General features: G+C 70.3%; 25 protein-coding genes. 13 read left to right on the top strand and 12 right to left on the bottom strand.

What is annotated here, in order from left to right; genetic code table 11:
• Nucleotides 1-3: 3 nt before the first annotated feature.
• The 3 genes from AB0J40_RS16995 to AB0J40_RS16985 form a co-directional block, all read right to left on the bottom strand.
• Entirely contained in the window at nucleotides 4-807 is an 804-nt protein-coding gene (locus AB0J40_RS16995) for an MBL fold metallo-hydrolase (RefSeq protein ID WP_364453459.1), read from the bottom strand.
• 47 nt (nucleotides 808-854) lie between these two features.
• Nucleotides 855-1358: a transcription elongation factor GreA gene (gene greA / locus AB0J40_RS16990; RefSeq protein WP_086857442.1), complete on the bottom strand. Its 504-nt coding sequence runs from the start codon at nucleotides 1356-1358 to the stop codon at nucleotides 855-857.
• A 195-nt stretch (nucleotides 1359-1553) separates the two neighbouring features.
• Nucleotides 1554-1997 (bottom strand): DUF4307 domain-containing protein, encoded by a 444-nt coding sequence (locus AB0J40_RS16985; RefSeq protein ID WP_364453456.1) that lies wholly within the window; start codon nucleotides 1995-1997, stop codon nucleotides 1554-1556.
• Nucleotides 1998-2133: 136 nt separating this feature from the next.
• Between AB0J40_RS16985 and mca the strand changes: the two genes are divergently transcribed.
• Together mca and AB0J40_RS16975 are read left to right on the top strand one after the other, a co-directional pair.
• Nucleotides 2134-3036 carry a mycothiol conjugate amidase Mca gene (gene mca / locus AB0J40_RS16980; protein WP_364453453.1) on the top strand — a complete coding sequence of 301 codons (903 nt, stop codon included), beginning with the start codon at nucleotides 2134-2136 and terminating at the stop codon, nucleotides 3034-3036.
• Entirely contained in the window at nucleotides 3033-3362 is a 330-nt protein-coding gene (locus tag AB0J40_RS16975; RefSeq protein ID WP_364453451.1) for a hypothetical protein, read from the top strand. Before mca ends, AB0J40_RS16975 begins: the two co-directional genes overlap by 4 nt.
• Before the next feature lie 156 nt (nucleotides 3363-3518).
• On the opposite strand, the gene AB0J40_RS16970 is transcribed toward AB0J40_RS16975, so the two are convergent.
• Both AB0J40_RS16970 and AB0J40_RS16965 read right to left on the bottom strand, forming a co-directional pair.
• The gene (locus AB0J40_RS16970) at nucleotides 3519-6011 is read right to left on the bottom strand and encodes a polynucleotide kinase-phosphatase (RefSeq protein ID WP_364453448.1); all 2493 of its coding nucleotides are present in this window, start codon (nucleotides 6009-6011) and stop codon (nucleotides 3519-3521) included.
• Nucleotides 6008-7375, bottom strand: coding sequence for a 3' terminal RNA ribose 2'-O-methyltransferase Hen1 (locus tag AB0J40_RS16965; protein ID WP_364453445.1), 1368 nt, complete (start codon nucleotides 7373-7375; stop codon nucleotides 6008-6010). Before AB0J40_RS16965 ends, AB0J40_RS16970 begins: the two co-directional genes overlap by 4 nt.
• A 65-nt stretch (nucleotides 7376-7440) precedes the next feature.
• On the opposite strand from AB0J40_RS16965, the gene AB0J40_RS16960 reads away from it, so the two are divergent.
• The 5 genes from AB0J40_RS16960 (at nucleotide 7441) to AB0J40_RS16940 (ending at nucleotide 14070) form a co-directional block, all read left to right on the top strand.
• Nucleotides 7441-9408: a thioredoxin domain-containing protein gene (locus AB0J40_RS16960; protein WP_364453442.1), complete on the top strand. Its 1968-nt coding sequence runs from the start codon at nucleotides 7441-7443 to the stop codon at nucleotides 9406-9408.
• 78 nt (nucleotides 9409-9486) lie between these two features.
• Complete coding sequence (locus tag AB0J40_RS16955; RefSeq protein ID WP_364453439.1) at nucleotides 9487-10044, top strand: hypothetical protein; 558 nt, start codon at nucleotides 9487-9489, stop codon at nucleotides 10042-10044.
• Nucleotides 10045-10157: 113 nt separating this feature from the next.
• Nucleotides 10158-11537, top strand: a complete 1380-nt coding sequence (locus tag AB0J40_RS16950) for a glycoside hydrolase family 28 protein (RefSeq protein WP_364453436.1) — start codon at nucleotides 10158-10160, stop codon at nucleotides 11535-11537.
• Nucleotides 11538-11617: 80 nt separating this feature from the next.
• Nucleotides 11618-13507: an acyl-CoA dehydrogenase gene (locus tag AB0J40_RS16945; RefSeq protein WP_364453433.1), complete on the top strand. Its 1890-nt coding sequence runs from the start codon at nucleotides 11618-11620 to the stop codon at nucleotides 13505-13507.
• Between the two features lie 104 nt (nucleotides 13508-13611).
• Entirely contained in the window at nucleotides 13612-14070 is a 459-nt protein-coding gene (locus AB0J40_RS16940) for a hypothetical protein (RefSeq protein WP_364453431.1), read from the top strand.
• Between the two features lie 45 nt (nucleotides 14071-14115).
• On the opposite strand, the gene AB0J40_RS16935 is transcribed toward AB0J40_RS16940, so the two are convergent.
• Nucleotides 14116-14901 carry a PRC and DUF2382 domain-containing protein gene (locus AB0J40_RS16935; protein WP_364453429.1) on the bottom strand — a complete coding sequence of 262 codons (786 nt, stop codon included), beginning with the start codon at nucleotides 14899-14901 and terminating at the stop codon, nucleotides 14116-14118.
• Nucleotides 14902-15194: 293 nt separating this feature from the next.
• Between AB0J40_RS16935 and AB0J40_RS16930 the strand changes: the two genes are divergently transcribed.
• The gene (locus tag AB0J40_RS16930) at nucleotides 15195-15668 is read left to right on the top strand and encodes a carboxymuconolactone decarboxylase family protein (RefSeq protein WP_364453426.1); all 474 of its coding nucleotides are present in this window, start codon (nucleotides 15195-15197) and stop codon (nucleotides 15666-15668) included.
• Between the two features lie 248 nt (nucleotides 15669-15916).
• Here the strand turns inward: AB0J40_RS16930 and AB0J40_RS16925 are convergent, their stop codons facing one another.
• Entirely contained in the window at nucleotides 15917-16588 is a 672-nt protein-coding gene (locus AB0J40_RS16925) for a hemolysin III family protein (protein WP_364453424.1), read from the bottom strand.
• 80 nt (nucleotides 16589-16668) lie between these two features.
• On the opposite strand from AB0J40_RS16925, the gene AB0J40_RS16920 reads away from it, so the two are divergent.
• Nucleotides 16669-17445: an isoprenyl transferase gene (locus AB0J40_RS16920; RefSeq protein ID WP_364453421.1), complete on the top strand. Its 777-nt coding sequence runs from the start codon at nucleotides 16669-16671 to the stop codon at nucleotides 17443-17445.
• A gap of 60 nt (nucleotides 17446-17505) precedes the next feature.
• On the opposite strand, the gene AB0J40_RS16915 is transcribed toward AB0J40_RS16920, so the two are convergent.
• Nucleotides 17506-17754 (bottom strand): hypothetical protein, encoded by a 249-nt coding sequence (locus AB0J40_RS16915; protein ID WP_086683841.1) that lies wholly within the window; start codon nucleotides 17752-17754, stop codon nucleotides 17506-17508.
• Between the two features lie 721 nt (nucleotides 17755-18475).
• Between AB0J40_RS16915 and AB0J40_RS16910 the strand changes: the two genes are divergently transcribed.
• On the top strand, nucleotides 18476-19768 hold the full coding sequence (locus AB0J40_RS16910; RefSeq protein WP_364453418.1) for a PhoH family protein: 1293 nt from the start codon (nucleotides 18476-18478) through the stop codon (nucleotides 19766-19768).
• Between the two features lie 40 nt (nucleotides 19769-19808).
• Here AB0J40_RS16910 and AB0J40_RS16905 read toward each other — a convergent pair whose 3' ends face one another.
• Nucleotides 19809-21248, bottom strand: coding sequence for a GuaB1 family IMP dehydrogenase-related protein (locus AB0J40_RS16905; RefSeq protein ID WP_364453415.1), 1440 nt, complete (start codon nucleotides 21246-21248; stop codon nucleotides 19809-19811).
• A gap of 44 nt (nucleotides 21249-21292) precedes the next feature.
• On the opposite strand from AB0J40_RS16905, the gene AB0J40_RS16900 reads away from it, so the two are divergent.
• Nucleotides 21293-21760, top strand: a complete 468-nt coding sequence (locus AB0J40_RS16900) for a DUF309 domain-containing protein (RefSeq protein WP_364453412.1) — start codon at nucleotides 21293-21295, stop codon at nucleotides 21758-21760.
• On the top strand, nucleotides 21754-22251 hold the full coding sequence (locus AB0J40_RS16895; protein WP_364453410.1) for a hypothetical protein: 498 nt from the start codon (nucleotides 21754-21756) through the stop codon (nucleotides 22249-22251). Before AB0J40_RS16900 ends, AB0J40_RS16895 begins: the two co-directional genes overlap by 7 nt.
• Here AB0J40_RS16895 and AB0J40_RS16890 read toward each other — a convergent pair.
• On the bottom strand, nucleotides 22248-22871 hold the full coding sequence (locus tag AB0J40_RS16890) for an MBL fold metallo-hydrolase (RefSeq protein ID WP_364453407.1): 624 nt from the start codon (nucleotides 22869-22871) through the stop codon (nucleotides 22248-22250). The genes AB0J40_RS16895 and AB0J40_RS16890 overlap by 4 nt on opposite strands.
• A gap of 97 nt (nucleotides 22872-22968) precedes the next feature.
• Here AB0J40_RS16890 and AB0J40_RS16885 point away from each other — a divergent pair, with 97 nt between their 5' ends.
• Nucleotides 22969-24177 carry an NADH:flavin oxidoreductase/NADH oxidase family protein gene (locus tag AB0J40_RS16885; RefSeq protein WP_364453405.1) on the top strand — a complete coding sequence of 403 codons (1209 nt, stop codon included), beginning with the start codon at nucleotides 22969-22971 and terminating at the stop codon, nucleotides 24175-24177.
• On the opposite strand, the gene AB0J40_RS16880 is transcribed toward AB0J40_RS16885, so the two are convergent.
• Nucleotides 24149-24769 carry a Pr6Pr family membrane protein gene (locus AB0J40_RS16880; RefSeq protein ID WP_364453403.1) on the bottom strand — a complete coding sequence of 207 codons (621 nt, stop codon included), beginning with the start codon at nucleotides 24767-24769 and terminating at the stop codon, nucleotides 24149-24151. The two genes, AB0J40_RS16885 and AB0J40_RS16880, sit on opposite strands and share 29 nt — an antisense overlap.
• A gap of 118 nt (nucleotides 24770-24887) precedes the next feature.
• Nucleotides 24888-25328, bottom strand: a complete 441-nt coding sequence (locus tag AB0J40_RS16875) for a hypothetical protein (RefSeq protein WP_364453401.1) — start codon at nucleotides 25326-25328, stop codon at nucleotides 24888-24890.
• Nucleotides 25329-25497 lie beyond the last annotated feature (169 nt).

Raw genomic sequence — 25497 nt, 5'->3', positions numbered from 1 at the left:
GACTCAGGAAACCTGGGCCAGGTAGCGCTTGGCCGAGCGCTGGACGACCTCGAAGCCGTCGGTCCGCACGATCGCGTCCCACCAGGCTCCGTAGATCGCTTCGAAGCGATATCCGGCCAGCAGCTCCGCCGCCCGCCGGACCACCTCCGGCCGTTCCGGGATCAGGTTCGGGTAGCTGTACATGAAGCCGACGTGCGTCCGGTCGGGGATGACCTGCACGATGTCGCCCGACAGCAGCGCGCCCTGCCCGCCTTCGCCGTCCGGCCAGTGCAGGACGGTGCCGCCGGTGAAGTGCACGCCCAGGTTGATCAGCCGCAGGTCGTCGGCGACGTCGAGGGTGGTGCCCGACCACAGCTTGACCGCCGGGTCGGGCCGGCCGATCCACTGCTGGTCGCCTTCGTGCAGGTAGATCGGCACGTCGAACGCGTGCGCCCACTCGACCATCGTCGTGTAGTAGTGCGGGTGGCTGATCGCGATGCCGGTGATGCCGCCGAGGTCGCGGACCTGCTGGACGAGGGCGTCGTCGAGGTAGGCGGCGCAGTCCCAGAGGAAGTTCCCGGACCGCGCCTGGACCAGCAGCGCGCGTTCGCCGATCGCGAACCCGGGGGTCGAGCCGACGCCGATGATGCCGCGGCCCTGCTCTTCGATCCGCGGCGTGTACGTGCCACTCGCGCGCAGGGTTTCGAGAGTGGTCCACTGCTGCCCGGACTGCGGGACGTACTGGCGTTCGTCCTCGCAGATCGGGCAGTCGTCGCGGGTCACGGCGTACTGCATGCCGCACGCCTGGCAGATCGGTTCGGTGCTCACAGCGATGTCCTCCCAGAATGTGGATCCTGGGAGGACATTAGCCGTGACTATTTGGCGTCGGTGTAGGGAACCGCCTTGACGAGGGTGACCTTCTGCAGCTTGCCGTTGGGCAGCTCGTACTCGCGGGACTCGCCCTCCTTGGCGCCGAGCAGGGCCTTGCCCAGCGGCGACTCCGGGGAGTACACGTCGAGCTCGCCTTCGGCGCCCTCTTCACGCGTGGCCAGGAGGAACTTCTCGTCCTCGTCGTCGCCCTCGTAGCGGACGGTGAGCACCTTGCCCGGGCCGGCGGTGCCGTCGTTCGCGGGCGCCTCGCCGACCTTGGCCGAGCGCAGCAGCTCCTGCAGGTGCCGGATGCGCGCCTCGGCCTGGCCCTGTTCCTCACGGGCGGCGTGGTAGCCGCCGTTCTCCTTGAGGTCGCCCTCTTCGCGGCTGTCGTTGATGCGCGCGGCGATGACCGGACGATTCTCGATCATTTCGTCGAGCTCGTGCTTGAGCCGGTCGTAGGCATCCTGGGTCAGCCAGGTCACCTTGGTGTCGCTCACGGTCACCATCTCCTCGTCGGGCCTGCCAGGCTTGCGTGTTCAAGCCGGCCCACGCGGGCGTAGGTGCCCGCGTGGCTGAGATAAAGGAAAAACACGGCCCGTCGTGGGCCGTGCTGAACGGTCAGAGTATCACGGCGCGACAGGTCGACGCCCGTTAAATCCGCACGCCGTGGGCGTTGGGCGCGCGGTTCACCCCGTTGGCCGCTATGGGGTTGACAAATACTGTGGTACGTCGTACGAGCAGCCGTACACGTCGGCGGTCACCGGTTGCCCGATGCTCTTGATCGTCGTGCTCATCCTGCTGTACTTCGCGCCGGCGGGGATCAGGAGCTCTTTGCGGCCGCTCTCCGCGCCGGTCTTGTCGCGGACGCGCACGATGCACACGCCCGGCCTGCTGGTGTCGTCCCGCGTCACGTTGATGGTGATTTCCATCGCGTTGCCCGGTTTGGCGCTGAAGGCGACGCGCTCGGCGTCGATCGGCGCGGACCCGAGGTTGACGTAGGCGACCCACGCGATCACGCCGCTGACCAGCAGAGCGATCGCCAGGAAGAGCCACCGGCGGCAGCGCCGGGGTGCCTTCGCGCGGCTGGTGCCGTACCGGCCCTCGGGCAGCGCGGGGGCTGCCGTTTCCGCCGGTCCGCCTGCCAACGCGGGGCCTCCTGCTCGTTCTTGTCGTACCCGCGGGGACAATGGTGGGGCGGGTACGGCTTCGAGTATCCGCCCGCTGGGTGGGCGGCCCGCAGGTGGGTCGCGGAATACGGGTAGAGAAGGAGTCGTTCGCAGCATGGTGGACCAGCTGACGAAGCCGCGCTTGCGCATGATGGCCGTGCACGCACACCCGGACGACGAGTCGAGCAAGGGCGCCGCCACGATGGCGCGCTACGCCGCCGAAGGGCACGAGGTGCTCGTCGTCACGTGCACCGGGGGTGAAGCCGGCAGCATCCTCAACCCGGCCATGGACCGGCCCGAGGTGCTGGCGAACATGTCCGAGATCCGCCGGGAGGAGATGGCCCGCGCGGCCAAGATCCTCGGCGTGAGCCAGCGCTGGCTGGGCTTCGTCGACTCCGGCCTGCCGGAGGGCGACCCGCTGCCGCCGGTGCCCGAAGGCTCGTTCGCCGTCGTGCCGCTCGAGGAGCCGACCGAGGCGCTGGTGCGCGTCATCCGCGAGTTCCGCCCGCACGTCATCACGACGTACGACGAGAACGGCGGCTACCCGCACCCCGACCACATCCGCACGCACGAGGTGACGATGGCGGCGTGGGACGCGGCGCCGGACCCGGACCGCTTCCCCGACGCCGGCGAGCCGTGGCAGCCGCTGAAGCTGTACTACATGCACGGCTTCTCGAAGGCCCGGATGGTGGCCTTCGACGCCGCGCTGAAGGAGGCCGGGCTCGAGTCGCCGTACACCGAGTGGCTGGCCAAGTGGGACCCGGATCGCGCCGATGTGATGGAGCGGGTGACGACCCGCGTCGAGTGCGGTGAATACTTCGAGGTGCGGGACGAGGCGCTCAAGGCGCACGCCACGCAGATCGACCCGAACAGCCGCTGGTTCTTCGTCCCGTTGGAGATCCAGCGCGAGACTTGGCCGACCGAGGAGTACGAGCTGGTCAAGTCGCAGGTCGACAGCACGTTGCCGGAGGACGACCTGTTCGCCGGCATCGGAGTCGAGGAGAAGGTGAACACATGAGTCTGACGCTGCCGGCCGGCGTGGCGCTTCCGGTGACCGCGTCGGCCCTGGTCCTGACGCAGCAGCCGGGCGACGGCGACAACGGCGGGCAGGGGGAGGACTTCGGCAAGTCCTCCCCGGTCGGCTTCCTGGTGCTGATCCTGTTCCTCATCGCGGTGGCGTTCCTGGTCCGCTCGATGACGAAGCACCTGAAGCGCGTCCCGGCCAGCTTCGACGAGCCGCCGGCCGAAGAGGCGGCGGTGAAGCCCGAGGTCGCGGAGAAGACCGAGGAACCGGAGCCGGAGAAGAAGCAGCCGAACGGCGCCTCGTCGGCCAGCGCCGACTGAGACCTTCCCGGGTTGCGGCAGCCCCGAAGCCCGATTGTGACTACGGCCGGCGCCGCCGACCGTGTTCTGGCTTCGGATCGGGGTTGCGGGGGGTCTGGGTTGATCTCTGGGCCGGTTGGGCTTTCCCCTCGCGTTGAGGCCCTGGCGGGGCGGTGGTCAGAGCCGGGGGTCCACCGGGTCCGACTCCAGGGCGAGCACTGCGAACACGCATTCGTGCACGCGCCACAGCGGCTCGCCCCGGGCCACTCGCTCCAGGGCCTCCAGTCCCAGCGCGTACTCGCGCAGCGCCAGCATCCGCTTCCGGTTGAGCCCTCGCTTGCGCAGCCGCTCGAGGTTCTCCGGCAGCGTGTAGTCCGGCCCGTAGATGATTCGCAGGTACTCGCGCCCGCGCACCTTCACCCCCGGCTGGACCAGCCCGCGCGTCCCTCGGGTCAGGTTCGCCGACGGCTTCACCACCATGCCCTCGCCGCCTGCCGCCGTCAGGTCCTCCCACCACGACACCCCGGCCGCGACGGACGACGAGTCCAGCACGTCCACCGTCAGCGTCCGGGTGCGCTGGAACCGCGGGCCCGTGAGTCGGTCCAGCACCGACAGGTGCCACGAATGCGGCCGGTCGTGGTAGGCCGTGCCCTCCGACGCCAGCAGCTGGAACGGTGCCAGCCGCACGCCGTCCAGTCCCGTCGTCGGCCAGCAGTACCGCCGGTACGCCGCCCGGTAAGCGTCCACTGTGGATGCCCGCGCTGCCGTGCGCCGCAACAGGTCCGAGACGTCGATGCCGCGTTCGGACGCCGTCGTCAGTGCCGAGACCGCCGCCGGCAGCACCGCCTGGGCCGCCGCGCCGACCGACGCGTACTGGTCCGCGATCAGCCCGCCCGCCTTGGCGCTCCACGGCAGCAGCTCGGCGTCCAGCAGCAGCCAGTCCGACTTCAGCTCGTCGAACAGCTCGCCGGCCGCCGCCCGTACGTCGGCCAGGAGCAAGGAGTTCTGCGAAGCCGAGAAGAACGGCCGCCCGGTGCGCGTGTACACCGCGCCGCCGCCCTCGATGCCGAACCACCGGACCGCGACGGTGTCGTCCCGGCACACCAGCACCACGGCCCGCGAGCCCATGTGCTTCTCCTGGCAGACCACCGACTGCACGCCCGCCGCGCGGTACTCGGCGAACGCCTCCTCGGGGTGCTCCAGGTAGTCGGACAGCGACGACGTCGAACACGGCGCCATCGTCGGCGGCAGGTAGGCGAGCCACCGCGGGTCGACCGCGAACCGGCTCATCACCTCCAGCGCCGCCGCCGACTGCTCCGCCGAGACGCCGACCCGGCCGTGGTGCGCGGTCTGCACGATCCGCTTCCCGGTGACGTCGGCCAGCTCCAGCACCGCGGGCTCACGCCCGCCGAGCGGCCGCGAGGCGTCCAGCGGGCGAGAGGGCTCGTACCAGACCCGGTGCGCCTTCACCGAGACGACCTCGCGCTCCGGGTAGCGCAGCGCGGTCAGCTTCCCGCCGAACACGCACCCGGTGTCGAGGCACATCGTGTTGTTGACCCACTCCGGCTCCAGCGTCGGCGTGTGCCCGTAGAGGACCATCGCCGATCCGCGGTAGTCGCGCGCCCACGGCAGCCGCACCGGCAGGCCGTACTCGTCGGTCTCGCCGGTCGTGTCGCCGTAGAGCGCCATGCTCCGCACCCGCCCGGACGCGCGCCCGTGGTAGCGCTCGGGCAGCCCGGCGTGCGCGACGACGAGGTTGCCGCCGTCGAGGACGTAGTGCGCGATCAGCCCGTCGCAGAACTCGTGCGCCGCGCGGAGGAACTCCTGGCTCTCGGCGCCGAGCTGCTCCAGCGACTCCGCGAGCCCGTGCGCGACGTTGACCTTCCGGCCGTGCAGCGCGCGCACCAGCTTCTGCTCGTGGTTGCCGCAGACGACCAGTGCGCTCCCGGCCGCGGCCATCCCCATCACGCGCCGCAGCACACCAGGTGTATCCGGGCCGCGGTCGACGAGGTCGCCGACGAACACCGCCGTCCGGCCGTCCGGGTGGACGCCGTCGACGTAGCCCAGCTCGGCCAGCAGCTCCTCGAGCTCGGCCGCGCAGCCGTGGACGTCGCCGATCACGTCGAACGGCCCGGTCAGCGCCCGCTTGTCGTTGCGCAGCGGCTCGACGACGATCTCCGCCTCGGCCACCTCGGCCTCGCCGCGCAGCACGTGCACGCGCCGGAAACCCTCGCGCTCCAACGACTTCAGCGAGCGCTGCAGCTCGCCGCGCTGGCGCCGGACCACGTGGTCGCCGAAGTCGCGGTCGGGCCGGCCAGCGTTGCGTGCGACGCACACGGACAGCGGCAGGTCGAGCACGATCGCCGTCGGGAGCACGTCGTGCTCCTTCGCGAGCTTCACCAGGCTCGCCCGCGAAGCGCGCTGGACGTTCGTCGCGTCGATCACGGTCATCCGGCCGGCCGCGAGCCGCTTGCCCGCGACGTAGTGCAGCGCGTCGAAGGCCTCGGCCGACGCGGACTGGTCGTTTTCGTCGTCGGCGACGAGCCCGCGGAAGAAGTCGCTGGAGAGCACCTGCGTCGGCGCGAAGTGCGTGCGCGCGAAGGTCGACTTGCCGGAGCCGGAAGCGCCGACGAGCACGACGAGCGCCATGTCGGGGACGGTCAGCTTCACGCGGCCACCTCCTCACTGGTCGAAAAGACCGCCATCTGGGTCGGCGGTCCCGATTCCTGGTCCACCGGTCCGATCGGCACGTACCGGACCTCGTAGCCACGCCGGGTCGCGACGCCGTCCGCCCAGGCGCGGAACTCGGCTCGGGTCCATTCGAACCGGTGGTCGGCGTGCCGGAAATGCCCCGTTGGCAGGAACTCGAACAGCCGGTTGTACTCCGCGTTCGGCGTCGTGACGAGCACCGTGCGCGGCGCCGCGACCCCGAACACCGCGTGCTCCAGCGCCGGCAGCCGCTCCGGGTCGACGTGTTCGACGACCTCCATCAGCACGGCGGCGTCGTAGCCGGCCAGCGCCGGGTCGGCGTAGGTGAGCGCGGACTGCCGCAGCGTGACGCGGGAGTGCTCCTTCAGCCGCTTCTCCGCGACGTCGAGGGCGCTGGCCGAGACGTCGACACCGACGATCTCGGTGAACGTCCGGTCCTTCTCGAGGACGCGCAGCAGCGCGCCGCTCCCGCAGCCGAGGTCGAGCACGCGCCGCGCGCCCGCCGCCCGCAGCGCGGCGAGCACGCTGCCGTGGCGCTGCGTCGCCAGTGGCTCGGGGCGGTCCGGGACCTCGGTGACGAGCGCCTCGGCGTCCGCGGGGACGTCGTCCGCCTCGGCCAGCCGCGAAAGCGCGTAGCGCACCACCGGCCGCCGCCGGTCGAGGTAGCGGTTCGTGATGAGCGTCCGCTCGGGGTGCTCGGCGAGCCAGCCGTCGCCGGCGCGCAGCAGCTTGTCGGCCTCGTTCTGGCCGACCCAGTAGTGCTTGCCGCCATCGAGCGCGGGCAGCAGGACGTAGAGGTGCCGCAGCGCGTCGACGACCCGGTGGGTGCCGGTGAGCGTCAAGTCGACATAGCGGCTCTCGCCCCACTCCGGGAATTCCGGGTCGAGCGGGATCGGCGCGGTCGAGACGCGCCAGCCGAGCGGCTCGAACAACTTGTGCACGACCTCGGCCCCGCCGCGCGCGGACAGCGACGGCACGCGGATCTCCAAGCCGAACCGCTCGTCGACGAGGTCCGGACGCGCCGAGCAGCGGCCGGCGAGCGCGGTGGTGAACGCGGCCCGCAGCGCGACCGCGAGGTACGAACCACCCGCGTACGGCCGGTCGTTGACGTACTGGGTCAGCGAAGTCCCGCCGCCCCGGACGAGCCCGACCGGATCGATCTCGACGAACAACGCGACGGTGCAACGATCTTCGCCCGCCTCCGGGTAGAAGACGTGCGCGGTCCCGGCCGAGAGCGCGACGGACTGCGCCTTCTCCGGGTGCTTGTGCAGGAGAAAGCCCAGGTCGGTGGCGGGTCTCCGGGTGGTGGTGATCGTCAGCAGCACCGGCCCAGTGTGGCCGACGGCCCGGTGACCGCGCGCCCGGTTTTCCCGGGTGCCACCCTGGACGCATGAACCGTCTCGCGAGCGCGACCAGTCCGTACCTGCTCCAGCACGCGGACAACCCCGTCGACTGGTGGCAGTGGGGTCCGGACGCGCTGGCCGAGGCGCGCCGGCGGAACGTGCCGATCCTGCTCTCCGTGGGGTACGCCGCGTGCCACTGGTGCCATGTCATGGCGCACGAGTCGTTCGAAGACGCGGAAACCGCGGCCGCGATGAACGAGCACTTCGTCAACATCAAGGTCGACCGCGAGGAGCGGCCGGACATCGACGCCGTGTACATGGCCGCCACGCAGGCGATGACCGGGCAGGGCGGCTGGCCGATGACCTGCTTCCTGACGCCGGAGGGCGAGCCGTTCCACTGCGGCACCTACTACCCGCCGTCGCCGCGGCCGGGCATGCCGTCGTTCCGGCAGCTGCTGGCCGCCGTCGCCCAGGCGTGGGGCGAGCGCCCGGCCGAGCTGCTCGAGGGGGCGAAGCAGGTCGTCGCGCACCTCGCCGAGCAGACCGGGCCGCTCAAGGAGTCCGTTGTGGACGAAGCGGTGCTGGCCGGCGCGGTCGCGAAACTGGAGCAGGAGGCGGACCCGGTCAACGGTGGCTTTGGCCGCGCGCCGAAGTTCCCGCCGTCGATGGTGCTGGAGTTCCTGCTGCGCCACCACGAGCGCACGGGATCGGCGGTCGCACTGTCTCTTGTGGACAAGACGGCCGAGGCGATGGCCCGCGGTGGCCTGTACGACCAGCTGGCGGGCGGCTTCGCGCGGTACTCCGTTGACGCCGAATGGATCGTGCCGCACTTCGAGAAGATGTTGTACGACAACGCGTTGCTCCTGCGGTTCTACGCCCACCTGTGGCGGCGGACCGGCTCGGCGACGGCGTTGCGTGTCGCTTCCGGGACGGCTCAGTTCCTCTTCGACGCGTTGCGGACCCCCGAGGACGGCTTCGCGTCATCACTGGACGCCGACACGGAAGGTGTCGAAGGCCTGACCTACGTCTGGACACCGGAGCAGCTGCGTGAGGTGGTCGGCGACGACTCGGCGGCCGAGCTGTTCGGCGTCACCGAAGAGGGCACGTTCGAGGAGGGCGCCTCGACGTTGCGCCTGTTCGGTGACCTCCCGGAACCCCTGCGCGTCAAGCTCCTGGAGGTGCGCGCGAAGCGGCCGCAACCGGGGCGTGACGACAAGGTGATCGCGTCCTGGAACGGTCTGGCGATCACGGCGCTGGCCGAGGCGGGCGTCGCGCTGGACCGTCCACAATGGATCGACTGGGCGGTTGCCGCGGCCGAGCTGCTGCTGCGGGTCCACGTCGTCGACGGCCGGTTGCGACGCAGTTCGCGCGACGGCGTCGTCGGCGAGTCGGCCGGGGTGCTGGAGGACTACGCCTGCGTCGCCGACGGCTTCCTGGCCCTGCACCAGGCGACCGGCGAGGCGAAGTGGCTCACCGAGGCGACCCGGCTGCTGGACCTGGCGCTGGCGCACTTCGCGTCACCGGACGTCCCCGGCGCGTATTTCGACACCGCGGACGACGCCGAGACGCTGGTCCAGCGGCCGGCCGACCCGGGCGACAACGCGAGCCCGGCCGGGGCGTCCGCGCTGGCCGGAGCGCTGCTGACGGCGTCGGCGCTGGCGGGTCACGACGATTCGTCGCGGTACCGGGAGGCGGCCGAGCAGGCGCTGCGGCGGGTCGGCGTGCTGGCCGCGCGGGTGCCGCGGTTCGCCGGGCACTGGCTGTCGGTCGCGGAGGCGCTGCAGGCCGGTCCGGTGCAGGTGGCGCTGGTCGGGGCCGACCCGGCGTTGCGGCTGGCCGCGGCGCGGGGCGTGCACGGCGGCGGCATCGTGCTGGCCGGCGAGCCGGACGCGCCGGGCGTCCCGCTGCTGGCCGATCGGCCGTTGGTGGCCGGCTTGCCCGCGGCCTACGTCTGCCGGGGGTACGTGTGCGACCGTCCGGTCACTTCCCCCGAGGAGCTGGCGGCTCAGCTCTGAGTGAACGACCTGCTCTTTCACCTGTATTTGGCGTAGCGTCAGTAGCGTTGTAATCATGTAATCGCGGAGGTGGCGAACATGGGACGAGGCTGGCGAGGTGGCCGAGGCTGGCAGCAGGCCGAAGTGCCCCCGGCGGACGACGCGGCGGCCTGGTTCGGCGGGCGCCTGCCCGACGGCTGGTTCACCGGCGCCCCGGAGGTGACGGTCGACCGCGAGGAGATCATCGTGGTGGGCGAGCTGCCGGCGCTGACCGAGGAGTACGCGGACGACGCCGCCCGCGCGGCGGCCGAGGAGGGCCGCATCAGCCGCTACCGCGAGGAGACGCGCGACGAGCGCATCGAGATCGCGCGGCAGGCGGAGCACCGCTACCAGCGCAAGGTGGCGTGGGGCGCGAAGCTGGGTGGCACGAAGGCGCTGTTCACGACGCATTCGGCACCGGTGATGACCCGGCTGCGGCAGCCGGAGCGCCTGGTCCTGGACACGCTGGTGGACGCGGGCGTGGCCCGTTCCCGCTCGGACGCGCTGGCCTGGGCGGTCCGCCTGGTGGGTGAGCACGCGGACAGCTGGCTGGGCGAGCTGCGGGAAGCGATGAGCAAGGTCGACGACCTGCGTTCCAAGGGCCCCGACCTGGCCTGAGCGCGATCTGGTCTGGACCGCGGGCCGCGGGCACGCCTAGAGTTCGTCGTGCCCGCGGTCCACACCGGGGGTTCCGCCGTCGCACAGGGTCTTTCACGTGAAGGAACGCGCCCATGGACGGCAGGTTCACCCGACGGCAGCTCATCAAAGGCGGGCTGGCGGTGGCGGCGGTGCCGCTGCTGCCCGGCACCGCCTCGGCGGCGCCACGCTCGTACCGCGTCGACGTCCCCGCGCTCCCGTGGCCGGCGGCGAACGACATCGTCGCGAACACCACGATCCCCGCGTTCCCGGACCGGAGCTTCCCGATCACCGGTTACGGCGCGAAGAACGACGGCAAGACCGACAACACCGCGGCGATCAAGAAGGCGATCGAGGCGTGCGCCGCGGCCGGCGGCGGCCACGTGGTCGTGCCGAGCGGCACCTTCCTCACCGGCGCGATCCAGCTCAGGAGCAACGTAGACCTGCACCTGGAAAAGGGCGCGGTGCTCAAGTTCAGCGGGGACGCCTCGAAGTTCCCGAACGTGCTGACGCGCTACGAAGGCATCGAATGCGTCAACCGGTCGCCGATGATCTACGCCTACGGGGAGAAGAACATCGGCCTCACCGGCAGCGGCACGCTCGACGCCGCCGCGACGTCGTCGTGGAACAAGGGCAGCGATCGCGCCTACCTGGAAACGCTGGTGGCCAAGGGAACCCCGCCGGAGAAGCGCGTCGTGCCGGGGTCCGGGCACAGCATGCGCTCGGCGTTCGTCGAGCCGTACGCGTGCGAGAACGTGCTGATCCAGGGCGTCACGCTGAAGAACTCGATGTTCTGGCAGCTGCACCCGACGCTGTGCCGCAACGTCACCGTCGACGGCGTCAGCACCGATCCCAGCACCGCGCACTCCAACACCGACGGCTGCGACCCCGAGTCGTGCGACCACGTCGTCATCGCGAACTGCACCCTCGGCGCGCACGACGACAACATCGCGATCAAGTCCGGCCGCGACGCCGACGGGCGGCGGGTGAACGTCCCGTGCCAGAACCTCGTCGTCGTGAACTGCGTGATGAACGGCAACTGGGGCGCGATCACCTGCGGCAGCGAGCAGACCGGCGGGATCCGCAACGTCTACGCCTACCGGCTCACTGTCAAGGGTGACACGAAGTTCGCGCTGTACGTCAAATCGAACACGCTGCGTGGCGGGTTCTCCGAGAACATCAACCTCGACAGCGTTTCCGGCACCTTCGCGCGGAACTTCGTGTTCGTGACGTCCACCTACAACAGCCAGACCGGCGGCTACGTCCCGTCGTTCGGGCCGTTCACGATCAGCAACTGCTCGAGCACGAAGATCGCCGGCAAGACGTTCGACGTCAGCGGCCTTTCGAACGCCCACGTGCACGGGTTCGCCGTGGCGAACTCCACGTTTAAGGGTGTCTCCGACACGTCGAACACGCTGAAGTACGTGGACAACGCGCGCTTCACGAATGTGACGGTCAACGGCAAGCCGATCTGAACCTGCGCGATCGGCGAGGCTGCGGCAGGCTTACTACCAACGAGTAGGAAGCCTGCCGTCAGTCCTTTCCGGAGGTAGCCGTGGACGTTCCCGAAGTGCCCTCGAAGGTGGATCCGGACGCGCTGACCACCGTCCTCGACGGCCGCTGGGCCGAGCTGCGCCGCGGGGTCCGCGCGCAGATGGCCGGCGCGGAGTTCCGGGACCCGGTGGACCTCGATGTCGAAGCGCACCGCGCCCAGGTGCTCGACCAGCTGCGCGAGCTCGCCCGGACCGACCGGCCCAGCCTGGGTTTCGACCCGGCGTACGGCGGCGGTGGCGACGTCGGCGGCTCGGTGACGTCCTTCGAGCTGCTCGGCTACGGCGACCTGTCGCTGATGGTGAAGGCCGGCGTCCAATGGGGACTGTTCGGCGGCGCCGTCCAGCTGCTCGGCACCGAGCGCCACCACGCGCGCTACCTGCGCGACATCATGGACCTGCGCCTGCTCGGCTGCTTCGCGATGACCGAGCACGGCCACGGCTCCGACGTCCAGCACCTGCGCACCACGGCGACCTTCACCGACGGCGGGTTCGTCGTGCACACGCCGGATGCCATGGCGCAGAAGGAGTACATCGGCAACGCGGCCCGCGACGGCCGGCTGGCGGTGGTGTTCGCGCAGCTGATCACCGGCGGCGAATCCCGGGGCGTGCACGCGTTCCTGGTGCCGATCCGGGACGAGTCCGGCGCGCCGATGCCGGGAGTGTCCATCGAGGACTGCGGGCCGAAGGCGGGCCTGAACGGTGTCGACAATGGACGGTTGAGCTTCGACAACGTCAAGGTGCCCCGCGAGGCGCTGCTGAACCGCTTCGGCGACGTCGCCGAGGACGGGACGTATTCGAGCCCGATCGAGAGCGACGGCCGCCGGTTCTTCACGATGCTGGGCACGCTGATCCGCGGCCGGGTGAGCGTCGGCGGCAGCGCGGGGAGCGCGACGAAGCGCGCGCTGGCCCTGGCGATCCGCTACGGCGAGCAGCGCCGCCAGTTCATGACGCCGGACGGCGACGAGGTCGTCATCCTCGACTACCTCGGCCACCAGCGGAAGCTGCTGCCGGCGCTGGCGAAGACGTACGCGCTGCACTTCGCCCAGGAAGAGCTGGTCTCGAAGCTGCACGACATCGACTCGTCGGCGCCGGAGGAGGAGCAGCGCGAGCTGGAGTCGCGCGCGGCCGGGCTGAAGGCGCTGAACACGTGGCACGCGACGGCGACGATCCAGGCGGCGCGCGAGGCCTGCGGCGGCGCCGGGTACCTCGCGGAGAACATCCTCCCGGGCCTGAAGGCCGACACGGACGTCTTCACGACGTTCGAAGGCGACAACACGGTGCTGCTGCAGCTGGTCGCGAAGGGCCTGCTGACCAGCTACAAGCAGGACTTCGAGGACCTCTCGCCGCTGGCGACGGCCCGGTTCTTCACCGACCAGGTGGTCGGCACGCTCCTGGAGCGGACGTCGGTGCGCAAGGCGCTCGAGTCGCTCACCGAAGGGTCCGACGCCGACGTGTTCTTCCGTCGCGAATGGCAGCTGAAGCTGTTCGAGGACCGCGAGGAGCACGTGGTCGAAGGCGTGGCGAAGCGCCTGCGCAAGGCGGCCGCGGACCCGTTCGGGGTGTTCAACGCGGCGCAGGACCACGTGCTGCGCGCGGGCCGCGTCCACGTGGAGCGCCTGGTGCTGGAGGCGTTCGCGGCGGCGGTCGAGCGCTGCGCGGACCCGGACGCCCGATCGCTGCTGGAGCGCGTCTGCGACCTGTACGCATTGTCGGCGATCGAGGAGGACCTGGCCTGGTTCCTGGGCCACGGCCGCCTGACGGCGTCGCGCGGGAAGGCCGTGACCGCGGCGGTGAACGGCCTGTGCGCGCAGCTGCGTCCCCACGCGCGGGCGCTGGTGGACGCGTTCGCCATCCCGGAGCAGTTCCTGGCGGCGCCGATGCTGCGGTCGTGATCGGGCGTTTTGCGAGGTTTCTTCGGTGAGGCAACGGAAAGCGGGCCGCGGGGATCACTTACCCTTGCGCGTCCCGCTTCTCCGAACCCCCCGAAGGACCCCTGATGGGCGCACGCCGCGAAAGACGCTTGCTCGAAACCGCCGCACCGATGATGCAACCGGGCGAAACGCCCGAAGTGGTCGCCATGGCCAAGGTGGGGTCGCTGCGGAAGGTGCTGGGCGAGCACTTCGCGCTCAGCATCGCGACCGCGGTGCTGAGCGGCGGAACGATGTTCTCCCTCACCAGCCAGCGTGAGCTCTACCTGCTGCTGACCGACCGTCAGCTGCTGTTCTTCGAGGCCGACGCGTACACCGGCGGACCGGGCAAGGCCCTGTTCGGCGTGCCGCGCACGCACGTCGCGATCACCGAGCCCACGCGGGGCTTCCTGGTGAAGTTCGAGCTCCACATCCACGGCTGGGACCAGGCCATGACGCTGTCGATGCCGCCGATCCCGCCGTCGCTGCGGAAGAAGGGCCTGAAGCTGATCGCCGGCCTGCCGCGCGTCCAGGCCGCGGTGGCGTGACGAAGGGGTGGCCGGTGTCGGGAACCGGCCACCCCCGCGCGTTCGTCAGGACCGGCGGTGCTTCTTGCCCTCGTCGTCGGTCACTTCGAACTGTTCCTTGCGGACCTTGCCGGAAACGGTCTGCTCGTCGGTCACCGTCTCCTTGCGCAGGCGCGCCCGCTCGACCGGCACGGTTTCCTTGCGCACCACGGGTTTCTCCGAGTGGAGGACGACGTCCTGCTCGGCCTCGCCGATGTCGGTCCCGCGCTCCCCGTCCCTGATCGGCTCGCGTTCGATGCGCACCTCTTCGTGCCGCACCGGGACGGTGACCTGCTGCTCTTCGGTGACGACGTACTTGCGCAGCCGCACGTGCCCGGTCTCGACCTGCTCGGTGCCGACGTTGAGCCGTTCCTCGGACCGGGTCATGGCGTCCTTTTCGGACTTCCCGCGCGTCCCGGCGGCGTCCGTGCGGCCGCGGCCGCCCATGGCGGGGTCCCGGCCCATCCGGTCGCCCATCCGGCCGTCCGGCGACGTCCGCGGCACGGGCAGGCCGTAGTGCTGGTAGAGCTGGGTGCTCTCCTCGGGCGAGAGGTGCCCGTCGGCGTCGATGCGCGGCGCGTCCGAGACGGCGTCCTTGTCGACCTGGACGTGCACGCCGTCCTTGTCGGTGTGCGCGCCGGAGAGCGGGACGAAGCTTTCCTTGGTGCCGAACAGACCGGTCTTGACGGTGATCCACTCGGGTTGGTGGGTGGCGTCGGCGAGGTAGACGTTGCCGACCTTCCCGAGCTTGTTGCCGGCCGGGTCGACCACGGCACTGTCGATGAGCTCCTGGGGCTGCATGGTCTTGGCCATCGCTGGTGCTGCTCCTTTCGCGCGTTGGGTCTGTGGGAGCCACCGTGGAACGCGCCGGTGATCACGGCAACCGTCGTGGTGTCCCCGTGGGTGACCCCGGAAAGTGGTGGTTTGAGACGCCGTCCGCTGGCGAGGTCCGGCGGGTCCTCGCAGGTCCGGAGGGGTGTGTAAGCCGTGATCGGGAAGGTGGGTGATGGCGCGAAGGTGTGGATGTGACCGGCGCCACTTCCGACGCTGTCACAACGCCGCGGCGGGCCTCGTCAAGGGGGTGACACCGACGAAGGGAGACGGTCATGGAACCGCGGTTCAACATGTTCGAGAACGAGGTCACGAGCAAGTTCTTCAAGCGCCTGATCGCGGCGTCCCGCCCGATCGGGGAGTCGTCCCTCCCGAAGGCGACGCAGGAGCTGGTGAAGATCCGGGCGAGCCAGATCAACGGCTGCGGAATGTGCCTCGACATGCACACGAAGGACGCGGCGGCGGCGGGCGAGACGCCGGTCCGCCTGGCAATGGTGGCGGCGTGGCGCGAAGCGGTGGTGTTCACGGAAGCGGAGCGCGCTGCGCTGGCCCTGGCGGAGGAGGGAACGCGCCTGGCGGACAACCACGCGGGAGTGAGCGACGAGACGTGGGAGCAGGTCCGCAAGCACTACGACGACGAGCAGATCGGCGCACTGGTGTGCTTGGTGGCGGAGATCAACACGTGGAACAGGCTGAACGTGATCGCCCGCAACCCGGCGGGCGAGTACCAGCCGGGCATGTTCGGCTGACCAGGGGCTGGGGACTTCCAGGGGGAGGTCCCCGGCAACTGGCAGGACAAGCTCAAAAAGGGGGAGCCGTCAGCAAACCGGCAGCCGGCAGCAAAACCCGCACCCCATGAAGCCAGACCCGCCCCTGCATCCCGATCCCAAGCCAGAACACGGCCGGCCGCGCCGAGTCAAGACACGCTTTCCCGTCTTGACGCGGTGCTGCCGGCCGTAGTCACAATAAAGAGATCGGGATGAAGGGGCATGCCAGGCTAAGCGTACATGGCCAGCCAAATCGCGATGTAATGCGAAACGGCAGCCAAAACGGTACAGGCATGGAAGTACTCGTGATACCCAAAGGTATCCGGCCAATGATTAGGCCACTTGACGGCATAGAAAACCGCCCCAAGGGTATAGAACAACCCGCCGACACAAAGCAAAACCAAAGCCGCCACCCCAGCATGGGCCAACAGCTCAGGGAAGACGAAAACGGCAACCCACCCCAGGGCGATGTAGATCGGCACCCCAACCCACCGCGGAGCATGCGGCCAAAGCATCTTCAAGGCAACCCCGAGAACCGCCCCACCCCAGACGATCGACAGGATCACATACCCCGTCGGCTTGGGCATAGCCAACAACGTGAACGGCGTATAAGTCCCCGCGATGAACAAAAAGATCATCGAGTGGTCGGCACGCTTCATCCACTTGTAAGCCCGCGGGCCCCACAACCGCCGGTGGTACAACGCACTCACCCCGAACAGGCCGAGGATCGTCAACCCGTACACCGAAGTGGACAGCGCCGCGAGAGGCGACACAGTGGACGCCGCAATGATCAGCGCCGCCGCCGCGGCCAAGGCGCCGAAGAACGTCCAGAAGTGGATGTGGCCTCGCAACCGCGGGCGGAGGTCCACTACGGGCTCGGGTGGTTCCGTCGTCACGCTCACCACTCCAGGTTACGGGACCGTAGGTTCCCCGGCAGCGGTCGAGTCACGCGCCTCACACCGAGTGCGTAGGCTGCTTCGACGTGAGTGTTCGCTCGTTCTTGTCCGACGTCGTGTACAGCGCCTACGGCCGGCGCCTCATCCAGCAGGCCGCCGGCCGGCATCCCCGGCACATCGCCATCATGCTCGACGGCAACCGCCGTTGGGCCCGTGAAGCGGGCTTCACGGACGTTTCGGACGGCCACCGCGCCGGGGCGAAGAAGATCGCGGACTTCCTGAGCTGGTGCCAGGAGGCCGACGTCGAGGTCGTCACCATGTGGCTGCTCTCGACCGACAACCTCAACCGCGACCCGGACGAGCTCACGCCGCTGCTGAAGATCATCACCGACGTCACCGACGAGCTGGCCGCGCCCGGCAAGAGCTGGCGGCTGCGGATCGTCGGCGCGCTCGACCTGCTACCCAGCGACGTCGCCAAGCGACTCAGCGAAGCCGCCGCGCGCACCGAGGGGCGAACCGGGATGGAGGTCAACGTCGCGGTCGGTTACGGCGGGCGCCAGGAAATCGCGGACGCCGTGCGCAAGCTGCTGCTCCAGCACGCCGACGAGGGCCGGACCATTCACGAACTCGCGAAGATCCTCGACGTCGACCACATCTCCGAGCATCTCTACACGTCCGGGCAGCCGGATCCCGACCTCATCATCCGGACGTCGGGTGAACAACGCCTTTCCGGATTCCTGCTCTGGCAGTCCGCGCATTCGGAATTCTGGTTCACCGAAGCGTATTGGCCGGCATTCCGCCGCGTCGACTTCCTGCGCGCCATGCGCGACTACGCCTGGCGGCACCGCCGCTTTGGTTCCTGAACTTCCCGAAGACGCCGAAGGGCCCCGAAGCGGAACTCCGGGGCCCTTCGCAAGCCACACTCAGTGGTGGTGGTGCTCCAGCGAGTGGAGGATCAGCGCCGGGGTGGTGGCGATGCCCGTGTAGGCACCCGCGACCAGGGAGGCCGCACCGTAGCCCAGGGCGCCGCCGCCCTCGATGAACGTGGCGTAGGCGTCGCCGAACGTCGGGTCCGGGGTGCCCGTCGTGTCGCCCGTCGCGGCGAACGCGGTGCTGCCGATCATCATGAGGCCCGCAGCGGTGGCCGCGACGAAACCAGCCTTCTTCAGCACTTCGCACACTCCTAGGTAGAACTGTTGGGATTGGGGCACCGGGGGTCCGGTGGTGTGTCCCGCAGTGAGAAAATTACCTGTCGAACTGGCGTCTCGTCCGGGTTGTACGCCCATTGTGTGAGCCTGGAGCAGGCGCTTTCACTCGGACCGGTTCTCTGTTGGGCGCGTGAAATGCGCCGCTCAACCGAACGTGGTAAAAGCGCGTCAATCGATCTTGTGAATACGACGGGTCAGCAATTTCCGCAAGATCATTCCGACGAGTGTGCACCGTTCGAGAGGTCGATGACGCACGGTAGTCATCACCAAGCGTCGATGTCGGGCGACCGACAGTGAGGTGACGATCTGGCGAATCACCGTGTTGGCTCCCTGCGCGATCCGGCATTCGTGGGTACCTTCCGAAGAGAGGACACGCGTTCCGTGCGGGTCCTCGCGGGAGGCCCTGGTCGTGACGGTGATCGAGGGGGCGGCGCAGCCGCCCACGAGACGCACGAGGGGGCCGGCACCCGGCCCTCGTGGCCGCGCCACCTGACCCAGGTCAGGAGGAGTGGTCCAGCCAGGGAGGTGCCCGGCCCAGCGAGTGCGGGCGTGAGGTGCACACGCCCTCGAGGGAGATGCCGTCGTGACTGCGCAGCGTTTGCCCCGTAAGGCCTCTGGCCACTCTTCGACCGGTGCCGTTCCCGGCCCGGGGAAAGCCTCGACCTCGCCCGAATCCCAGCAGCACATGTACGTGCTCGACACGTCGGTCCTCCTTTCGGACCCGTGGGCCGTCACTCGGTTCGCCGAGCACGCCGTCGTGCTTCCGCTGGTCGTCATCAGTGAACTGGAGGCGAAGCGCCACCACCCGGAGCTCGGCTGGTTCGCCCGGGAATCCCTGCGCATGCTCGACGACCTGCGCCGGCAGTACGGCAGGCTCGACGCGCCGCTCCCCATCGGGGACCACGGCGGCACGCTGCAGGTGGAGCTGAACCACTCGGACCCGTCGGTGCTCCCGTCCGGGTTCCGGACCGACTCCAACGACCACCGCATCCTCGCCTGCGCGCTCAACCTGGCGGCGGAGAACGCGGCGGTCACGCTGGTGACGAAGGACATCCCGCTGCGGGTCAAGGCCGGGGCCGTCGGTCTCGAGGCGGACGAGTACCGCGCGCAGGAGGTGACGCCGTCCGGCTGGACCGGCATGGCGGACGTCGACGTCCAGCAGGAAGTGCTGGACGCGCTGTTCGGCGGCGGCACCGTCGACCCCGTCGAGTGGGGCATGGACGAGCTCGCGGCGCTGCCCTGCCACACCGGGCTGCGGCTGCTCGCGGGCACGTCCAGCGCGCTGGGGCGGATCACGGCTGACAAGCGCATCCGGCTGGTGCGCGGCGACCGCGAGGCGTTCGGCCTGCACGGCCGCAGCGCCGAGCAGCGCGTCGCGCTCGACCTGCTGCTCGACTCCGACGTCGGCATCGTGTCGCTGGGCGGCCGGGCCGGCACCGGCAAGTCGGCGCTGGCGCTGTGCGCCGGCCTCGAAGCCGTGATGGAACGCCGCCAGCACCGCAAGGTCGTGGTGTTCCGGCCGGTCTACGCGGTCGGCGGCCAGGACCTCGGCTACCTGCCCGGGTCCGAGAGCGAGAAGATGCAGCCGTGGGCGCAGGCGGTGTTCGACACCCTCGGCGCGCTGGTCAGCCAGGACGTCCTCGACGAGGTCTTCGACCGCGGCATGCTCGAGGTGCTCCCGCTGACCCACATCCGCGGCCGCTCGCTGCACGACACGTTCGTCATCGTCGACGAGGCGCAGTCACTGGAGCGCAACGTCCTGCTGACCGTGCTTTCGCGGCTCGGCACGGCGTCCCGGGTGGTGCTCACGCACGACGTGGCCCAGCGCGACAACCTGCGCGTCGGCCGCCACGACGGCGTCTCGGCGGTGATCGAGAAGCTGAAGGGCCACCCGCTGTTCGCGCACGTGACCCTGACGCGCTCGGAGCGTTCGCCGATCGCCGCCCTGGTCACCGAAATGCTGGAGGACCACGGCTGACGGACTCCGGGAGCGGCGTGCGAGCGCCGCTCCCGGCTCGTCACCAGCCCGAGGGCAGCGGACGTCCCTCCGCGAAGCCGGCCGCCGACTGGACGCCCAGCAGTGCGCGCTCGTGGAACTCCTCCAGGGTGCGCGCGCCCGCGTAGGTGCACGAAGAGCGGACGCCGGAGCCGATCGAGTCCAGCAGGTCCTCGACGCCGGGGCGCTGCGGGTCGAGCGCCATCCGCGACGACGAGATGCCCTCCTCGAACAGCGCCTTCCGGGCGCGGTCGAAGACGTTGTCCGTCCGCGTCCGCGCGCCCACCGCGCGCTTCGACGCCATCCCGAACGACTCCTTGTACGGCCTGCCCTGCTCGTCGAACCGCAGGTCACCGGGGGATTCGTAGGTGCCGGCGAACCACGAGCCGACCATCGCCGCGGACGCGCCCGCGGCCAGCGCCAGCGCGACGTCGCGGGGGTGGCGGACCCCGCCGTCGGCCCAGACGTGCTTGCCCAGCTCGCGCGCGGCGGCCGCGCAGTCGGCGACCGCGGAGAACTGCGGGCGGCCCACGCCGGTCATCATCCGGGTCGTGCACATCGCGCCCGGCCCGACGCCGACCTTGACGACGTCGGCGCCGGCCTGGATCAGGTCGCGCGTGCCTTCCGCGGTGACGACGTTCCCGGCGACCACCGGGACCTGCGGCGACACCGACCGGACGGCCTTCAGCGCGGCGATCATCTTCTCCTGGTGGCCGTGCGCGGTGTCGACGACGAGCACGTCGACGCCCGCCTTCAGGACGGCGTCGGCCTTCGCCGCGACGTCGCCGTTGACGCCGATCGCGGCCGCGACGCGCAGCTTGCCGTCGGCGTCGACGGCCGGGGTGTAGATGTCCGCGCGCAGCGCCCCGACGGCGGTCAGCACGCCCGCGAGGCGGCCCTCGGCGTCCAGGCCCAGCGCCAAGTTCGCGCCGTGGCTGTGCAGCTGCTCGAAGACCTCGCGCGACGGCGTGGTCAGCGGCACCGCGACGGCCGCGGGCTGCGCGACATCGGCGAGCCGCGCGAAGCGGTCGACGCCCGCGCAGGCCGCTTCGTCGACGATGCCGACCGGGCGGCCTTCGCCGTCGACGACCACGACGGCGCCGTGGGCGCGCTTGTGGACCAGGTTGAGCGCGTCGGCGACGGCGTCACCGCCGGTCAGCACCAGCGGCGTGTCCCACACGGTGTGCCTGCTCTTCACCCAGCCGACGATCTCCGCGACGGCTTCGGTGTCCACGTCTTGGGGGAGAACGACCAGCCCGCCGCGGCGGGCGACGGTCTCGGCCATCCGGCGGCCGGCGACCGCGGTCATGTTGGCCACGACGATCGGGATGGTGGCGCCGGTGCCGTCCGCGGTGGCGAGGTCGACGTCGAAGCGGGACTCCACGTCCGAACGGTTCGGCAGCAGGAACACGTCGTCGTAGGTCAGGTCGTGGGCGGGCCGGTGGCCGTCGAGGAAACGCACGAGTCACCAGACTACCTGCCGGGCCCGTGGCAGGATCTGAGGGTATGAGCCGCCGCGACCGGGACGCCGAAGGACGGGCACGCAACGCACGGCCGCGAGACGGCCTCGGCCGGCCGCTGCCGTACGGCGCCGACGGCGTCGAGCGCCAGCCCGAAGGCATCGAGCGAACCCCGGCGCAAACGCTTGCGGAGGCCCAGCGGCTGCTCGACGACGGCAAGCCGTTCCACGCGCACGAAGTCTTCGAGGACGCGTGGAAGACGACCGACGGCCCGGACCGTGAACTGTGGCGAGGGCTGGCCCAGCTGGCGGTGGGGCTGACGCACGCGGCGCGCGGCAACAACGTCGGCGCGGTGTCGTTGCTGGAGCGCGGGGCGGCGAACATCGAGCCGTTCCGGAGCGAGCCGCCGCACGGAATCGACGTCGCCGGCCTGCAGCGGTGGGCGCTCACGCTGGCGGAAGAGGCGAAGCGGCGGGTCCGGGTGTCGCCGAGCGCGCCGCGGCTGACGTGCTGACCGCGGTCGGGGCCGCGGGCATCGCCGCGGTGGCGTCGCTGGTCGGCGTGACGCTCGGCGCACTGCTCGAACCCCTGAAGCTCAACGCGGCCCGGCGCGCGAAGCTACGCCAGAACCGCGCCGACCGCTGTGGCCAGTTCATCGAGGCCGCGGCCCGGGCACGACAGCACCTCGTCAGCCTCAACGTCCTGCACCGCCGGCGGAAAAACGGCGAAGCCGTCGAGCCGGCGGACTACGAAGACGAGTACTACAAGGCGCGCGCGGAAATGCGCTCGTTGCTCGGGCTGCTGGTGATGAGCGGGCCGGACGAGCTGGTCGACGCGGCCAAGGACGTGCGCAAGAAGGAGATGGAGCTGCACCACGTGCGACACGAGCTCGACGAAGGCGAGTTCGACCGGAGCCAGCTGCCGCCGGTCGTGCGGCACGCCGTGACCGCGGCGGACCGGGCGATCGAGGAGTTCGCCCTCGTCGCCCGGAAGCACACCTCCTAAGCCGCGGCCCAGCCGCTCGACGCCGTCTTCTCCGCACCGAGCGTCGTGCCTTCGCCGTGGCCCGTGTGGACCTTCGTCGCCTCCGGGAGCGTGAACAGCTTCTCCCGGATGGACTTCACGATGGTCGGGTAGTCCGAATAGGACCGTCCGGTGGCGCCGGGGCCGCCGTGGAACAGCGTGTCGCCGGTGAACAGCACCCCCAGCTCCTCCGCGTACAGGCACACCGCGCCCGGCGCGTGCCCCGGCGTGTGGATCACCCGCAGCGCCGTGCCCGCGATCGTGATCGTCTGGCCGTCCTCCAGCTCGCCGTCCGGCGCGCGGTCCGGGTGGGTCTGGTCCCAGAGGACGCGGTCGTCGGGGTGCAGCAGGATCGGCGCGCCGGTGGCCGCGGCGAGCTCCGGGGCGGCGTTGACGTGGTCGTTGTGCGCGTGGGTGCAGACGATCGCGGCCAGCTTCCGGTCACCGACGACGTTCTCGATCGCCTTCGCGTCGTGCGCCGCGTCGATGACGATCACCGCCGTGTCGTCGCCCACGATCCACACGTTGTTGTCGACGTCCCAGCTGCCCCCGTCGAGCTGGAAGGTTCCGGACGTCACCAGGTTCTGCACGATCGCCGTCATGACGGCGACCCTAACGGTCATTCGGCGGGTAGATGACATACCGACGGTATGCTACTCTCGCGTCACCTTACTTCGAGTAAGTTCGAGAGGTGACGCGATGACCCTCCTGGCCGAACCGCTGAAGCTGCGCTGCGGCGCCGTGCTGCCGAACCGCCTGGCCAAGTCGGCGCTGAGCGAGCAGCTCGGCGACCGGCGCAACGCCCCGACGCGCGAGCTGCACGAGCTGTACCGCACCTGGGCGCGCGGCGGTGCCGGGACGCTGATCACGGGCAACGTCATGGTCGACCCGGCCGCGCTCGGCGAGCCGCGCAACGTCACGGCGACCGCGGACCCGGCCGGCTTCCGGGCGTGGGCCCGCGCGGTCGAGGGCACCGACACGCGGCTGTGGGTGCAGCTCAACCACCCCGGGCGCCAGAGCCCGCGGTACCTCTCGCGCGAGCCGGTCGCGCCGTCCGCCGTGCCCTTCGGCAGCCGGGGCATCCGCACCGCCTTCGCCGCGCCGCGCGCGTTGACCGGTGACGAGATCGAAGCGATCATCGAGCGCTTCGCCGCCGCGGCGCGGACGTTCGTCGACGCCGGCTTCCACGGCGTCCAGATCCACGGCGCCCACGGCTACCTCGTGTCGCAGTTCCTCTCACCGCTGACGAACCTCCGCACGGACGCCTGGGGCGGCGACGCGGTACGCCGTCGGCGGTTCCTGCTGGAGGTCGTGCGGCGGGTGCGGGCGGCCGTCGGCGACGACGTCCCGGTGGCGGTCAAGCTGAACAGCGCGGACTTCCAGCGCGGCGGCTTCACCGAGGAGGAGTCCCTGGAGGTCGTGCGCGAACTCGGCGATACCGGCGTCGACCTGCTGGAAGTGTCCGGCGGCACGTACGAGAAGGCCGCGATGATGGGCTCCGGACGCGCGAGCACGCAGGCACGCGAAGCGTACTTCCTGGACTACGCGGCGAAGGCGCGTTCGGTGTCCGACGTGGCGTTGATGGTCACCGGCGGCTTCGCGACGGCGGAGGGGATGGCGGAGGCGCTGCGCTCGGGCGCGCTGGACGTCGTCGGGCTCGGCCGGCCGCTGATCGTCGACCCGGGGTTGCCGGCGCGGCTGCTCGACGGCGAAGACGCCCGCGCGGAGCGGCTTTGCCCGAAGACCGGCGTCCGGCTGGCCGACAGCCTGCTGGAGATCCAGTGGCACACCCGGCAGCTGCACCGGATCGCGGCGGGCAAGCCGGTCGACCGGCGCGGCGCGCTGCCGACGCTGGTCCAGGCCGGGCTGAGCGACGGGCTCAACGCGTTCCGTCGGGTGCGGGCGTGAGCCGGCGGTCGTAGAGGAACGCGCCCGCGGCGAGCGCCGTGAAGAACAGCCCGATGAAGACGCAGTTGAGCGCGACCTGGCCGTAGCCGAGCGCGCCGGCGTCGACGAACGGGTACGGGTAGAAGCCGGTGACCGCGCCGCGCGGCAGGGTGAAGGCGAGCCAGGCCAGCGGGTAGAGCAGCGACCACCCGACGGTGGCCCAGGTCAGCACGCCGCGCGGCGCCGCGAGGAGCCAGCCGAGGACGAACAGGATCGGCGTGACCTTGTGCAGCATGGTGTCGGAGAACAGCGAGAGACCGTGCAGCTCGTACAGGCCGGCGAGGGCGACCTGGTAGACGATGCCGGTCACGATGATGCCGACGAGCGCGTCGAGCCAGAGCACGGTGAACAGCCTGCCGCGGGCCAAGCCGAGCGCGACCAGCGCGGACGTGATCGCGACCAGCAGGTTCGAGTCGATGGTGAAGAAGCAGAGCAGGTTCGCGACCCGGCCGCCCGGATCGGTGGCGGTGGCGACGACCTGGCTGACGAGGCCGGTCAGCGCGACCACGGCGGTAACCGCGAACCAGGCGCGGGTGAGCATCTCGCTGCGCATTTCCGGAGCTTAGCTCCACTGTGGACGAACCGGCCGGGATCACTCGATCGAGGCGCGCCGGTCACCCGGTTCCTGCCGGCGGCGCCCCGGTGCCGGCCGGCACCGGGACGCGCGGTCGTCAAGCCGAGACGAGGGCGTCCCGGAGGGTGGTGAACGCCTCGTACTCTTCCTTCTGGTCGACCGGCAGCTGGTAACTGGCGGCGAGCAGCTTCGGCACGGAGGGGATGATGCTGAGCCGGAAGGTCCGGCCGTCCGTCGTCTTGATCACGAACCGGCCCTGCAGGTCACGCTTCTTGACCGACGCGCGGTTGGCGTCCGTGATGGTCAGCGGGGTGCCCGCGGTGATCGTGCCGTTCTTTTCGTCGAGCGGGACGATGACGAGATCGGTCTGCCCCGGCCGGAAACCCACCGCGAAATTGCTGACGGTGGTGGTGCGGAAAACGATGAAGTTCTTTTGTTTGATTTCCGCGGCGTACACCTTCGTGTAGCTCGTCCCGTCGGCGACGGCCGCGTCGAAAGCGGCGTGGATGGCCGCCTTCATGTGTTCCTTGCTTGCCACTTGTACTCCTCCATGACCGCTCGGGGAGGTGAGCGGGACTTTGCGAGGAGCAGCATCGTAGCGGCGGCGGGCATCCCCTTCTGTGGGGAAAAATCTCGACATGATCATGCGTCGAACAAACCGAACTCCGCCGTTTCCGGTGAATTGTCAGCGCAGCGCTTTCACCACG

Origin of the sequence: Amycolatopsis sp. NPDC049691 (assembly GCF_040675005.1) — a bacterium.
Lineage (GTDB): Bacteria > Actinomycetota > Actinomycetes > Mycobacteriales > Pseudonocardiaceae > Amycolatopsis.
Note: the sequence above shows the minus strand (reverse complement) of the source record. Positions and strands in the feature narration are given on the sequence as shown.

What these genes read in the sequence shown, in the direction of transcription:
- greA (WP_086857442.1), bottom strand. Translation starts at nt 1,358, where the DNA reads ATGGTGACCGTGAGCGACACCAAGGTGACCTGGCTGACCCAGGATGCC.
- mca (WP_364453453.1), top strand. Translation starts at nt 2,134, where the DNA reads ATGGTGGACCAGCTGACGAAGCCGCGCTTGCGCATGATGGCCGTGCAC.
- AB0J40_RS16975 (WP_364453451.1), top strand. Translation starts at nt 3,033, where the DNA reads ATGAGTCTGACGCTGCCGGCCGGCGTGGCGCTTCCGGTGACCGCGTCG.
- AB0J40_RS16960 (WP_364453442.1), top strand. Translation starts at nt 7,441, where the DNA reads ATGAACCGTCTCGCGAGCGCGACCAGTCCGTACCTGCTCCAGCACGCG.
- AB0J40_RS16955 (WP_364453439.1), top strand. Translation starts at nt 9,487, where the DNA reads ATGGGACGAGGCTGGCGAGGTGGCCGAGGCTGGCAGCAGGCCGAAGTG.
- AB0J40_RS16950 (WP_364453436.1), top strand. Translation starts at nt 10,158, where the DNA reads ATGGACGGCAGGTTCACCCGACGGCAGCTCATCAAAGGCGGGCTGGCG.
- AB0J40_RS16940 (WP_364453431.1), top strand. Translation starts at nt 13,612, where the DNA reads ATGGGCGCACGCCGCGAAAGACGCTTGCTCGAAACCGCCGCACCGATG.
- AB0J40_RS16935 (WP_364453429.1), bottom strand. Translation starts at nt 14,901, where the DNA reads ATGGCCAAGACCATGCAGCCCCAGGAGCTCATCGACAGTGCCGTGGTC.
- AB0J40_RS16930 (WP_364453426.1), top strand. Translation starts at nt 15,195, where the DNA reads ATGGAACCGCGGTTCAACATGTTCGAGAACGAGGTCACGAGCAAGTTC.
- AB0J40_RS16910 (WP_364453418.1), top strand. Translation starts at nt 18,476, where the DNA reads ATGTACGTGCTCGACACGTCGGTCCTCCTTTCGGACCCGTGGGCCGTC.
- AB0J40_RS16900 (WP_364453412.1), top strand. Translation starts at nt 21,293, where the DNA reads ATGAGCCGCCGCGACCGGGACGCCGAAGGACGGGCACGCAACGCACGG.
- AB0J40_RS16890 (WP_364453407.1), bottom strand. Translation starts at nt 22,871, where the DNA reads ATGACGGCGATCGTGCAGAACCTGGTGACGTCCGGAACCTTCCAGCTC.
- AB0J40_RS16885 (WP_364453405.1), top strand. Translation starts at nt 22,969, where the DNA reads ATGACCCTCCTGGCCGAACCGCTGAAGCTGCGCTGCGGCGCCGTGCTG.
- AB0J40_RS16880 (WP_364453403.1), bottom strand. Translation starts at nt 24,769, where the DNA reads ATGCGCAGCGAGATGCTCACCCGCGCCTGGTTCGCGGTTACCGCCGTG.